The 12,408-nt window shown below is 60.3% G+C and carries 13 protein-coding genes; 4 read left to right on the top strand and 9 right to left on the bottom strand.

The window, feature by feature from the left end; genetic code table 11:
* The first annotated feature begins 501 nt into the window (after positions 1–501).
* On the top strand, positions 502–1,389 hold the full coding sequence (locus VSR68_RS33160) for a DMT family transporter (RefSeq protein ID WP_342943805.1): 888 nt from the start codon (positions 502–504) through the stop codon (positions 1,387–1,389).
* Between the two features lie 40 nt (positions 1,390–1,429).
* On the opposite strand, the gene VSR68_RS33155 is transcribed toward VSR68_RS33160, so the two are convergent.
* The gene (locus tag VSR68_RS33155) at positions 1,430–1,993 is read right to left on the bottom strand and encodes an SRPBCC family protein (RefSeq protein WP_342943804.1); all 564 of its coding nucleotides are present in this window, start codon (positions 1,991–1,993) and stop codon (positions 1,430–1,432) included.
* A gap of 297 nt (positions 1,994–2,290) precedes the next feature.
* Here VSR68_RS33155 and VSR68_RS33150 point away from each other — a divergent pair, with 297 nt between their 5' ends.
* The gene (locus VSR68_RS33150; protein ID WP_428983642.1) at positions 2,291–3,187 is read left to right on the top strand and encodes a fructose bisphosphate aldolase; all 897 of its coding nucleotides are present in this window, start codon (positions 2,291–2,293) and stop codon (positions 3,185–3,187) included.
* 88 nt (positions 3,188–3,275) lie between these two features.
* On the opposite strand, the gene VSR68_RS33145 is transcribed toward VSR68_RS33150, so the two are convergent.
* The 3 genes from VSR68_RS33145 to VSR68_RS33135 all read right to left on the bottom strand — a co-directional run bounded on the left by VSR68_RS33145 (position 3,276) and on the right by VSR68_RS33135 (position 7,085).
* Positions 3,276–3,743 carry a PRC-barrel domain-containing protein gene (locus VSR68_RS33145; protein WP_342943803.1) on the bottom strand — a complete coding sequence of 156 codons (468 nt, stop codon included), beginning with the start codon at positions 3,741–3,743 and terminating at the stop codon, positions 3,276–3,278.
* Between the two features lie 311 nt (positions 3,744–4,054).
* A complete protein-coding gene (locus VSR68_RS33140; protein ID WP_342943802.1) occupies positions 4,055–5,473 on the bottom strand; it encodes a PLP-dependent aminotransferase family protein in 1,419 nt (472 codons plus the stop codon).
* Positions 5,474–5,570: 97 nt separating this feature from the next.
* Entirely contained in the window at positions 5,571–7,085 is a 1,515-nt protein-coding gene (locus VSR68_RS33135) for an MFS transporter (RefSeq protein ID WP_342943801.1), read from the bottom strand.
* A 120-nt stretch (positions 7,086–7,205) separates the two neighbouring features.
* On the opposite strand from VSR68_RS33135, the gene VSR68_RS33130 reads away from it, so the two are divergent.
* Both VSR68_RS33130 and VSR68_RS33125 read left to right on the top strand, forming a co-directional pair.
* Positions 7,206–8,081 (top strand): LysR substrate-binding domain-containing protein, encoded by an 876-nt coding sequence (locus VSR68_RS33130; protein ID WP_342943800.1) that lies wholly within the window; start codon positions 7,206–7,208, stop codon positions 8,079–8,081.
* 236 nt (positions 8,082–8,317) lie between these two features.
* The gene (locus tag VSR68_RS33125) at positions 8,318–8,578 is read left to right on the top strand and encodes a DUF1488 domain-containing protein (RefSeq protein WP_087737022.1); all 261 of its coding nucleotides are present in this window, start codon (positions 8,318–8,320) and stop codon (positions 8,576–8,578) included.
* A gap of 351 nt (positions 8,579–8,929) precedes the next feature.
* On the opposite strand, the gene VSR68_RS33120 is transcribed toward VSR68_RS33125, so the two are convergent.
* The 5 genes from VSR68_RS33120 to VSR68_RS33100 all read right to left on the bottom strand — a co-directional run bounded on the left by VSR68_RS33120 (position 8,930) and on the right by VSR68_RS33100 (position 12,391).
* On the bottom strand, positions 8,930–9,505 hold the full coding sequence (locus tag VSR68_RS33120) for an H-NS family nucleoid-associated regulatory protein (protein ID WP_342943799.1): 576 nt from the start codon (positions 9,503–9,505) through the stop codon (positions 8,930–8,932).
* Between the two features lie 662 nt (positions 9,506–10,167).
* On the bottom strand, positions 10,168–10,479 hold the full coding sequence (locus VSR68_RS33115) for a DUF4148 domain-containing protein (RefSeq protein ID WP_342943798.1): 312 nt from the start codon (positions 10,477–10,479) through the stop codon (positions 10,168–10,170).
* Positions 10,480–10,678: 199 nt separating this feature from the next.
* Positions 10,679–11,044, bottom strand: a complete 366-nt coding sequence (locus tag VSR68_RS33110; RefSeq protein ID WP_152755941.1) for a response regulator — start codon at positions 11,042–11,044, stop codon at positions 10,679–10,681.
* A 76-nt stretch (positions 11,045–11,120) separates the two neighbouring features.
* Positions 11,121–11,660 carry a hypothetical protein gene (locus tag VSR68_RS33105; RefSeq protein ID WP_342943797.1) on the bottom strand — a complete coding sequence of 180 codons (540 nt, stop codon included), beginning with the start codon at positions 11,658–11,660 and terminating at the stop codon, positions 11,121–11,123.
* The gene (locus VSR68_RS33100) at positions 11,657–12,391 is read right to left on the bottom strand and encodes a methyl-accepting chemotaxis protein (RefSeq protein WP_342943796.1); all 735 of its coding nucleotides are present in this window, start codon (positions 12,389–12,391) and stop codon (positions 11,657–11,659) included. Before VSR68_RS33100 ends, VSR68_RS33105 begins: the two co-directional genes overlap by 4 nt.
* Positions 12,392–12,408 lie beyond the last annotated feature (17 nt).

Raw genomic sequence — 12,408 nt, 5'->3', positions numbered from 1 at the left:
GCGATCTAGCCGTATTTCGTGTTGCTTTCATGAACCATGCGCCGATCATCCCGCATTGAAACTATCTCACTCCGTTCGGCATCGATCAGTTCGGAACAACCCTTGACACACACCCGTCGCAAACGTTTGATAGCGCGCAACGCGGATATCAGCCACGGATTAGCGGTTGCGGGAACCCGATATCAACGCCTGCGAGTACTTTCCGGAACATTTTCATAACGGAGAAAACGTCCGGAACGTACCCATTTTGAACGATTGCGGCGAGACTGATCTCCGCAGTCAGACAGAAGATCGCATCTACGGTTGCACCGCGTAGATCGCGCGGTTTTCTGTCTGACGAAAGATTGCACGCAAATGAATCGACAACGTGCGTTACAGCCTCGTCAAGCATACAGCGCAATCGTTTGCGTGACATGTCACTTTGCTCGCACCAGAAAAATCCATGTCATCGCGGAACCTCGTATGATCGAGGCTCTAAAAAGAACTCATACGAATCGCTCGATGAAGCATCCACGCTGGACAGGACTCTTCTATCTGCTCATCACCGCAACGGGATGGGCCCTCAACTGGCCAGCAATGAAAGTGCTGTTGCGCGAATGGCCGCCGCTCTTTTCGCGCGGGGTCGCAGGCGTGACGGCGTCGGTGCTGCTCGGCATCGTCGCAGTGTGCGTGGGCGAAGCGCCGCGCGTCCCGCGTCGATACATTCCGCAATTGGTTCTCGCGGCTTGCACGAACGTCTTCGCATGGATGGGCTTCTCCACACTATCGATGAAGTGGCTCAGCGTCAGCGAGGGCGCGCTGCTCGTCTACACGATGCCGATCTGGGCAATGTTGCTTGCGTGGCCGGTCCTCTCGCGCAGGTCATCTGCGATGGAATTTCTCGCATTGCTGCTCGGACTTGCCGGCGTTGTCGTGCTGCTCGGTGGACGCGGCGTCGCGTTCGATGCCGGCAAGATCGCGGGCATTGTCTTCGCGCTGCTTGCGGCCGTCCTGTTCGCGCTCGGCACCGTGATCGCACGCACGCCGATACCCGTCGCGCCGATCAGCCTCGTTGCGTGGCAAGTGGGACTCGGCTGCGCGCCGATGATCGTCGCCGGCCTGCTGATCGAGCACCCCGCTTACGCGTCGCTGCACGTGGACGGCTGGGCCGTCATGATCTACATGACGCTCGTGCCGATGGGCATCTGCTACCTCGCGTGGTTCGCGACGCTGCGGCATCTGCCTCCGCAGATCGCGTCGATCGGCATGCTGCTGGTTCCGATCATGGGGATCATCGCAGCGGCACTCGCGCTCGGTGAACCGCTCGGCCGGAAAGAAGCGGTCGCGATGGTGCTGACGTTGAGCGGTGTCGCGCTTGCATTGCGACGGAAAGCGCCGCAAGAAGAATGAGTCCGGTCGAGCCGACCTGATCGCCTGCTACTCACGCCACTCACCCCCTCGCTTGCTGTTCAAGCACATTCTTGAGCCGCTCGACGGCCTCGTCCGATTCCGCCTGGATCTTCGCGCGCAGTAGCACCTCGTTCAGCAACGCGAACCAGAGCGTCGGCGAACGGTAGATAAACGTGCGCTCGAACCGCGTGCCGTTTGCACCACCTGTGCCATTGGCATCGGGTGTCATCGAGTAGCTGACCGTGCCCGCGGGACGGCCTTCGATCTTGCCGTCGATCGTCCATTTCTCCGGCCGGTTGCGCTCGACGACCGTCCACACAACGCGCCCACGTCGTCCCGCGACGCGAAACTCCTCCGTCGTCTGCTCGCCGACGACTAGCGAGTGATCCGTTGCGCCCGTGACCGACAGCGACGACGGATGCCATGCCGGCCAGTACGCAGGCGTCGTTACATAGTCGAAAACGGCCGTATTGGGCCGCGCGATGCGTTCAACAGTGACAATGCGCGTCGAAAGATGAAAAGCGCGCGGCAACGGAACGAACAGGAGACCGAGCGCGGCCGCCACACATGCCACAGTCGCGATCGTTCGCACGAGCGTTTTCATTGCTATTCGCGCCAGTCCGCGCGCCCCGAATGAAGGAAGTACTTCTTTGCCGTCTACTCAATGGCAGAGACCGGCTTGTCGATCTTACCGCCGCTACTCGGCGCGGGATGACCTCCAGTGTTGCCAATCACACTGCCGGATCATGTGTTTCCTGACACATTGTGCCTGGAACATTCCTCGCTTATGTGTTCAATTAACCTCAATCCGCACGATATAGGAGTGCGCGCTGCAATGCCGTACACTTGTCGAGTCGGAAACGAATGGTCCACAAATCAGTTGTTCAAGGAGGGAACGTCCGTGGCAAATGACAAAATGTTGACGCAGATTTCTGAAAAGGACGGCTTTATCGCCGCGCTCGACCAGAGCGGCGGCTCGACGCCGGGCGCGCTGCGGCAGTACGGCATTCCCGACGACGCTTACAGCGGCGACGCCGAAATGTTCAAGCTGATGCATGAAATGCGCGTGCGCATCATCACCTCCCCCGCCTTTACCGGCGAAAAAGTCATCGCGGCCATTCTCTTCGAGGCCACGATGGACGGACAGGCTCAAGGCAAACCCGTGCCGTCGTTTCTCTGGGAAGACCGCGGCGTCGTGCCGTTTTTGAAAGTCGATAAGGGACTCGAAGCGGAAAAGGATGGCGTGCGCCTGATGAAGCCGATCCCCGGGCTCGATGCGTTGCTCGACCGCGCGCGCAAGCTCGGCATTTTCGGCACGAAGATGCGCTCGGTGATCGAGCAGAATTCGCCGTCGGGAATTGCCGCGATCGTCAAGCAGCAATTCGAATATGGCGCGCAAATCGACGCAGGCGGACTCATGCCGATTCTCGAGCCCGAAGTGTCGATCAAGGCACCGGACAAGGCGGGCGCGGAAAAGACGCTGCGCGATGAAATCAGCAAGGGCCTCGATGCACTGCCCGCCGACAAGCAAGTGATGCTCAAGCTGACCATTCCCGATGTCGCCGACTTCTACAAGCCGCTGATCGATCACCCGCGTGTCGCGCGAGTCGTCGCGCTTTCGGGCGGCTATACGCGCATGGACGCGTGCAAGAAGCTCGCGCACAATCACGGCATGATCGCGAGCTTCTCGCGTGCGTTGATCAACGACCTGAAGAAGCAGATGAGCGACGACGAGTTCAATGCGAAACTCGCGGAAGCCATCGATGAGATTTACGAGGCTTCCTCCATCAAGGTCTAAAAGGAAAGCCTTCTGGCAGTCGCGCGGGATGCAGTGACACTGCGTTTCGATCCCGCGCGGCTCAGATTCCACGCGCTGATACGCGGCATCAATGCGCGGTTGGCGGAACGTCGGGATCGACGTATTCGTTGCGCGAGAGCCAGTACGGATCGCGGTTGTAATACGTGTGCAACGACTCGCCCCATTTTGCATCGGCCATCGACGGCCAATGATCCTTGTCGAAACCCGGCTCGTCCTTTAGCCGCTGCGCGCTAATGTCGACGTGGAAGCACTTCTCGGCGGTATCGAGCGTGAGCGCGCTCCACGGAATCGCGTGCAGGTTTGCGCCCATGCCGAGAAAACCGCCTTCGGAGAGCACCGCATAAGCGATTCGTCCGCTACGCACGTCGAGCATGATGTTCGATATCTTGCCAACGTGTTCTCCGTCTGAAGAGATCACCTTGTTGCCGTCGAGCGTCGATGCGGCCATCACTTCCGGCCCCGGACCTTCGCCGACACCACCGCCGACAATCCCTGCTCCACCCGTTCTGCGCGTCTGCGGATTGATTGAACCCATAGTTCACCTCCTATGAACGTGAGTGTCCTGTAGGCGCGCAATGGGTGTACCTGAAGCGCTTCGCGAAGACAGTTGTCAAGCAAGCCTTACCTGGCGGGCGCGAGCCTGAGTCATCTTTTCCGAAAACGACTCTTTGTTGTCCGTTCTCAAGGGAATAAGCCGGGTCTACTGGAGACGACGTGAAACGGTTTCGAGTAGGGCCGCAATATTGGCAACTCAGCAGTGATCACGCCTTGAATTTCCGCGCCAGTGAACGCGCGAGAGGTTCTGGACGAATCCATCGCGGAGTCTGTTAATGAAACACGCGCTGCTCACTTCACTGATTGTGTAACGAGTTCGCCGAGTACGCGGACGGCACGGTCGATATCCTCGTTCCACGGATGTCCGAAGTTGAGGCGCACGCAATGCCGGAAGCTGCGTGCCGCCGAGAAAATGGGCCCCGGCGCAATGCTCACGCCCTGCTCGATCGCGTGTCTGTGCAGCGTCAACGCGTCGATCGTTTCAGGCAATTCGAGCCATACGAAATAGCCACCCGACGGACACGTCCATTTCACGCCACCCGGCATGTAACGCCGCAACGCCACGTTCATGGCATCGAGCTGCGTGCGCAATGCCGTGCGCAATTTACGCAAATGCCGGTCGTATCCGCCATGTTGAAGATAATCGGCGATACCCGCCTGCACTGGAATGCTCGCCGAAAGCGTCGTCATCAGCTTCGCGCGCTGTACCTTCTCCGCGAATTTTCCCGCAGCGGCCCAGCCAATTCGATACCCAGGCGCAAGCGTCTTCGAGAAAGAACTGCAATGCATGACAAGCCCTTTTCGATCGAATGCAATCGCGGGCAACGGATAATCCGCCTGAAAATGCAGCTCTCCATACACGTCATCTTCGATCAACGGCACCTCGTGTCGCGCAAGCAGTTCGACTAGCGCCTTCTTCTTTTCGAGCGGCATCGTCGCGCCCGTCGGGTTCTGGTAGTTCGTCATGAACCAGCAGGCGCGAATGGGATGCCTGTCGAGCGCCTGTTCGAGCGCATCCAGATCGAGGCCGGTTTGCGAATCGACAGGAATTTCGACGGCGCGCAAATCGAGTCGCTCAATCGCCTGCAGCGCGGCGTAAAAGCCCGGAGACTCGACCGCCACCACGTCGCCAGGACGGGTCACGGCCATCAAACATAGATTCAACGCTTCGAGCGCGCCATTGGTGACGACGATTTCATCGAGCCGCTGCGACAGCCCCATGCCCAGATAACGCAGCGCAATCTGTTGACGCAATGCCTCGTTGCCAGGCGGCAAGTCGACGACGGTACTCCATGGATTCACCGTGCGCGCCGTTTGCGCAAGCGACTTCGCAAGACGCTGCAACGGAAACAACATGGGCGAAGGAAACGCGGAACCGAGTGGCACGACACCTGGATGCCTTGCCGCTTCGAGCACGCTAAATACGAGTTCGCTGATATCGACTTTCGCGGACTCGGCGAGCGCGCGCTTCGCGGTTGCCTCGCGACTTTCGGTAACGGCCGCGCCCCGCGCGACGTAATAGCCGGAACGCTCTTGCGCGCGAATGAGTCCCCACTCCTCCAACAGATAGTAGGCGCGAAATGCCGTCGACTGACTGACGCCGTGCTGCGCGATGACCTGTCGCAATGAAGGCATCCGTGTGCCGACGGCGAGACTGCCCGAGCGTATTTCCGCCGCCATCGTGTTGGCGAGTGATTCGTACCGAGTCATCGAATGATGCGCGTCGCAACGCACTCTTTATGGAGAGCTTTTTATACTAATCGGTACTGCACCGCGCAATCAACGTTTGCTGCTTGTCATCGACTTCTCATCGACTTCTCATCGACAGATAGACCACGAATGCGGAAACGGCCGCGACCAGCGCAGCCGCGCCGAATGCTTGCGAGAAGCCCTCGCCGTAGCTCGAACGCGCAATATGGGTCAGCGCATCCGTCAGTGCAGGCGGATACAGCGTGAATGCGCGCGCGAAGTCGCCCGCCATCACGCGCTCCGCGAACCCCGGCACAGGAGGCACTTGCACGTGAGACATCCGCGCGGTCAACGCCGAACGCACACCCTCGGCCAGCACTGCGCCGAGTCCAGAAAAGCCCAGAAGAATGCCCGTGAAGCGCGATGTCGTGCTGATGCCCGACGCCATGCCCGCACGTTCTCGCGGGATCGTGCCCATGATCGCCTTCTGCGTTTCGCCGTTCAGTAGTCCGCCGCCGCTGCCGAGCAGTGCCATCGCGGCAATCAGCCACGCATGGTCCGCGCGGCGCGCGGCAAGCATCATCGCCAGATTGCCGCATGCGACCACTGCGAGGCCGAGCGTCAGAATCCGCCGTGAATCCATATACGCCGCGAGTTTGCGCCCAAGTTGCGGCAGCAACAGCATCGCCAGCGCGAAAGGCAACATGCCGGCTCCCGCGCTGAGCGCGCTTTCGCCTCGCGCATTTTGCAAAAACAGCGGCAACAGCGAGGCCATCACTTGCGCCGACGACGCATACGCGAACATCGCCACGATCGCGCCGACGAAGGGCAGCGAACGAAACAGTGTGAGATCGAGCATCGGATGCGCGCGCCTGCTTTCGACCAGCGCAAACGCAGCGAAAAGCGCGACACCGGCACACGCGCGCGACAGGGCGGCGAGACTGAACCATCCGCGTTCGGGGCCAAGAATCAGGGCCCACGTCAACGAGAACATCGCTGCCGCAAAGAGCGCAATGCCCGGCAAATCGAGCGAGCGCGGCGTCGGGTCGCGCGACTCGTCGACGATCCTGACCACACCCGTCGCCAGCAGCGCGCAGATGGGCACATTGATCGTGAACGCCCATCGCCACCCCAGATACGCGCTGACGACACCGCCGATCAGTGGCGAAAGCACCATCGTCAGCCCCATGATGCCGCCCCACACCGCCCACGCGCGCGCGCGTTCGCGCTCGTCATGAAACGCGTGGCCGATGATCGCGAGCGCGGGCGCAAGCAGGAACGCCGCGCCGACGCCCTGCGCGGCTCGCGCGACATACAGCAGCGGCGCACTCGGCGCGACGCCGCATGCGAACGAAGCGAGCGCGAAAAGCGCGATGCCCGCGAGGAACACGCGCTTGCGCCCGAAGCGGTCCGCAAGCGAGCCGGCGGGCAGCAACAGCGCAGCGAAACACAGCACATAGGCGCTGATCACCCATTCGATATCGGCGAACGATGCATTCAGATCGCGCGCAATGGTGGGCAGAACAATGCCGACGACATTCGTGTCCAGCACGGTCATCGCGCATCCCATCGACGCAATGAGTAGCAGCGGCGTGCCGCGAGAGGCCGAACGGGTAGCGGTGATTGAACTCATGAGACTGGCTTTGCGGAAAGACGGCGAACGATGAGCCCGTATTTCACCAGTTTTTTCTATTCCGTTCATTCCCGCATCTGTTCAATATAATTAGATTCAACCTAATACTCACCACGCGTCATGGAACTCCGGCATCTGCGTTACTTCATCGCCGTCGCGGAGCGGCTGCACTTTGCACAGGCCGCCGAAGCACTCGGCATCGCGCCGCCCACGCTGACCGTGCAGATCCAGGAAATGGAGCGCGCGCTGCAGGCGCAACTGTTTCGCCGCACCAAACGCACGGTCGCCCTCACGCCCGCCGGAGAAGCGTTTCTCGCCGAAGCGCGCGAGACCCTCGCGCAGTTCGAGCGCACGCTGAATGTCGGAAAGCGCGCAGGACGCGGCGAACTGGGGCGAATCCACATCGGCTATGTCGGCTCGGCTGCGTTTTCCGGCATCCTGCAGAAACAGATTCGCGCGTTCCGCAAATCGCGGCCGGGCGTCCTCGTGCAGGCAACCGAGCATCCGATGGGCGAACTGCCCGCGTTGCTGGAGGAAGGACGCGTCGACGTCGCGTTCGTGCGCATGCCTGTCGACCTGCCGTCCTCGCTGCGCGCGCACGTGCTGGCGCGCGATGCGTTCTGCGCGGCGCTGCCCGCCGAGCACCCGCTCGCGGCAGCAGTGGGGCCGATCAAGGCGCGCGCGCTGGCGGGCGAATCCTTCGTCGTGCCCGAACAGGATCTCGGCACGCGGGAAATCGCGCGGCGCGGCCGCTTCAATCCGCGCATCGTGAGCGCGCCGGGCACGCTGCTCGCCGTGTTGACACAGGTCTCCGTGGGCGCGGGCGTGGCCATCGTGCCCAATGTGCTGACCCGGGTCGTCAATTTGCCGAACGTCGTCTTCAAGACGCTCGCGGGCGAGCCAGTCGTGTCAGAGGTCGCCGCCGTTTTCCGCAAATACGAGCATTCGCCCGCGACGAAAAAACTGATCGAGCAGATGACGGGCAAGGCGGGTTAGTACTTTCCCGGGCTTTTACCCGCCTCGCGACCTATCATTGGAGAGCGAGACCGACGCTCGACGTCGCCCGCCATCGGGCTGGGCATGTTCGAAGCGGACTGGATCGTTCCTTGCTGCACAGCACCGAAGCGAACGCCCCAGACCGGACCACCTGGCCCCGGGCAAAGGAACAATCGCCTGGAAAACCGCGCTGGCGAACGTTCGCGTATCACACCTGGCTCTCACGGAGAAATCAAATGACCATCGAATTCACCAGCCGCCGGCACGTCGTAGCCGCATCGCGAGTCGCATTCGAAGCGAACGTCGAAGGAAAGGAGGTATGGTGCAGCGTATCAATCGACGCACTCAATGACCACTTCGGCAATACGGGCACGTCGTCCCACGATCTGATCGCTGCGTTCGAGGGTAACAGGAAGGCGATTGAAGCCGCCGCCCGACGTGTGCTACAGCGAAATGGGGGACAGTCGGTGGAACTGGAGACGCGCGACTTTCATTAGATCCCGCCCGAAAGTGGCGTCGCGCGCAGAAAGAGCAACACCGGCGCGCGCGACGCCAACGAGATCAACGATCGATCCACGCAAACTCGTTGCGATTCGGCCTGCAGTACTTTCACCTGAAAGCAGCCTTTTCAGGGCGCCAGGTGCAAGTAAAGAGGGAGTGCCGAAAGAGGTGAACTTCTAGTTTTCGCAGGGGCCGACAACCCATTGTGCATTGCTCACGCAGATCGCACTGACGAAAGTTCTCAGCAATAGCGAAAAGAACCGGCACGACGACGAGCTTTGAGTCCGCCGCCGTGCGTGGCGTTCTGGCGAGGCAGCAGCGCAGCGCGCCGCCCTCCCATCGATTTTTTAAGCGCGTGATTTTCTCGCAACCTTCCTGGCCGCTGTCTTTTTCCGGGCAACGCCATTCATGCCGGCGGCCTTTGCACCGCCAATCAAAAACTTGTTACGGTCTTTTTCCGCTGCCAGCCATGCGGGCGCCGGACCACGGCCGCTCCAGGTCGCGCCCGTCTCCGGGTGACGATATTTGGCAGGCTGCGGTCCTTTAGGCTGACCGTTGCCCTTTGCGCCCTTGACGGACACGCTCGTCACAACCTGGCTAGCCGCGCCGGAAACGAGGTACTTGTTGCGATCCTTCGCACCTGCAATCCAGGCCGGCGCGCGGCCGTGACCTGTCCAGGTCGCGCCTGTTTTGGGATCGCGATATTTGGCTGCACCTTTCGTCTGCACACCTGCCGACTTCAGCGAAGGACGGCCGCGCTTTCTATGGCCGAGATGCGCATCGATATCGGCCGTCGTCAGATTGTGCCTGGTCATCAATGAGCGAATGCTTTCGAGCGCAGCCGCCGACTTTTGAGAAGCCATGGCATCGGCCTGCTGCTGAAGCTTTTGTATCTTTGCCTGAAGTGCTTCGAGTGTAGCCATATTGAAACTCCTGATTGAAGATATCGGCACTATGCCATGGACATGTCATATATGGCTAGAGTTCATCCATTACATGAAAAGAAAGACGCCTTTCGTTTTGCCGCCCGGCACGGCGCTCAGTGAGAGCATTAAGAAAAAATCCGATACGCGTAAGGAATAGTGAGAATGTCAAATTGCTTGCATTGTCGTTGGACAGCCGGCTAACCGCTCTATGCAGCGTTCCATGCAGAAGAGAGATAAACCGGTCAAAGGTCTATTCTTCGAGCATCGCGCAACGAATGAAAGGCGCGACTTCAACGAGTCTTTACAAGCGTGGCGACTTTGAGTTTCCACATCGGCGGCTTCATGTGATGGCGATGCATTGTTTTGAAAGCATAGTTGACGCAAGCCAATATCTTTCACGCGCTGCCGATCTTTTCGTTTTCCTTTTCGACCGACAGTCCCGATTCGATTTCCGCAATCGCCGTTCCACCGGCATCTGAGCGAGCCGAGGTGATGAGTCACGCATCGACTAAGCCGCTCATGAGCACGCTCAACAAAGAAAAAGGCCGGAACCTGCATCACACAGGTTCCGGCCTTGAATCCGAATCGAAACGCCAGTTGCAGCGTCAGCGATTCATATCGATCCGTCTAATCGCGGTTATCGCTGGCAATGCACGCGATCAGTGGTGCGCAAACGTGATGCCGTTCGTGCGGACGTCACGCACGCCCGCTTGCGACGACCCATTCGACGCCGCGCCGTATCCGCTTTCCTGCGCGGACGCCGTATTCTGCGCGGTCAGCCGGGCTTCGGCGGCCGCGATGTGGACGGGATAGCTGTTGCGGTCGTCGAGCGGGCTATAGCCGACGTTATGCAACTGCACCAGTTCTTCGCGAACCTGCGCGCGCGTTACAGGCTGACTGGTCTGCGCAAATGCAGCGAGGGGAGCGCTAATGAGAGCCGCAATGACAAAAGCTTTAGCAAACGTTTTCATGGCAACACCTCCGGGACTGTTCGTTTGGGCTGCTTCGAACTGCTTTCTGCAACCGTTGAACAGGAGTCTAGAGGCGCGGCGCCAGCGGATAAACCCGCGGTGCGTGAAAAGATCATTCAGGGAATCGCGACAATCCGCGATGCATCGCTGCGCCCGCTTCCAGCGGGCATCCCGAACGCGATCTGCGGCGCGCGGCCCGTCAGCCCGCCAGCTTCCTGAACGTTTCGAGCACGGCGTCGCCCTTGAACGGCTTGACGATCCAGCCCTTTACGCCTGCCGCCTTGCCGCGCTCCTTCATCGCGGGACTGCTTTCCGTCGTCAGCATGATGATGTTGACGCTCGCGTTCGCCAGTTCGCTACGAATCTTTTCGGCCATCGTCAGGCCGTCCATGTTCGGCATGTTCACGTCGCTGACGATCAGACGGATGCCCGGCGACGACTTCAGCTTCGCGAGACCGTCCTTGCCGTCCACGGCCGTCTCGACATCGAGGCCGTTCTTTCTGAGGAAGCCGGCCACTTCATCGCGAACCGTGCTCGAATCGTCCACTACCAGAACCTTTCCCATTGCTCACCCCGTAGCGCCTTTGAAGCGGCGCGTTGATTGATTGAAGATTTGCGTCGTGCGCGAAAGCCGGAACCGTTCAGAACAGTTCGAGCTCTCCGCCGCTTTCCTCGACTTCGGCCACATGGGCGACGAAATCGACGGGCGCACTCGCGCACACGCAAAGCGTCGCGCCGATTTGTACGTTTGCGCCGACGGTCACGCGAAATGCCGCGAGGTACTCCGGCTTCAATTCCGTCAGATAAGGCACGCACGCGCCATTCAGCTGATAGGGCGTCGACATGCCCAGATCAGGAAAGTACTCGACCAGTTGCTGATTGATCGCGCCACAGCACAGATTGCCGACTTCCATCAGTGCTTCCGCCAGCGAACGGTCTTCCGCGTCGCGCAAGTAGTAATCGCGGGTCGTCTGGTCGTCGTCGAAATGCAGCACGAGAAGAAAGCGGAATGCAATCGATGAAATGGTCAAGACGACGATATGGCTTGCGAGCGCCTTATTGGCCAGATGTGCGTCGAGAGCCGTGATTTCGCATGCGTCGCCCGCATGGGCGGGCAAACGCGTGCGCGCGGACTGATGGAATATCCGTTCGATACTGTCTTTCGCTTGCTGACTGATCACGACGTCGCCTGCTCTAACCGGGATTGAATCTGGCCGGCGAGCGCTTCGACGCTCGCCAGCGACGCTGCGATCATCTTGCCGCCAGCCTGAATATCCTGAAACGTGGCCGTCGTGATGAGGTCGTTGCGGTTCAGGCTGTCGTGATAACTCTTCGACAATTCCTGCGAGCGCGAAGCCAGCGCGCGCACTTCGCTCGCGACGATCGAAAACCCGCGTCCCGCAGCGCCCGCGCGCGCCGCTTCGATCGAAGCATTCAACGATACGATCAGCACGTGCCGCACGATCGACGACAGCTCATTGTTCTTCGCGTGCATGTCGTGATTCTGCGCCATCAGCGAAATCATCTGCTCATGCCAGCGCTCGAACGTGGCCGACAGATGCCGCAAGCGCGCGGCCTCGCCGGAAAGACGCGTCGCGTGCTGAAGCCATTCGTCCTTCTGGTTCAATAGCGCATTGAACGCGGCGCGCGCCTCTTCGGCTTGCGTCGAATGATGCACGAGATCCTCGCGCAACGTGTCGGCCAGCGCGTGCAATTCGCGCGCCTGCTGTTCGTGCTGCCGGATTTCAGCTGCATGTCGCTCTTCGGCCTGCGCCCTTTCGTTCGCCTGCGACTCGAGCGCCGTCCGGTGCTGCTCGCTGACCTTTCTGATGAGCCAACGATGCGCGAGCACGCCGACCAGCGCGCTCGCCACGACGCCGGCCAGCGCCGCGATCACATACTGTTCAACCACAACGAATCCCCGTAGTG

This window comes from Paraburkholderia phymatum, assembly GCF_038900715.1.
In the GTDB taxonomy this organism is placed as follows: Bacteria; Pseudomonadota; Gammaproteobacteria; order Burkholderiales; family Burkholderiaceae; genus Paraburkholderia; species Paraburkholderia phymatum_A.
Note: the sequence above shows the minus strand (reverse complement) of the source record. Positions and strands in the feature narration are given on the sequence as shown.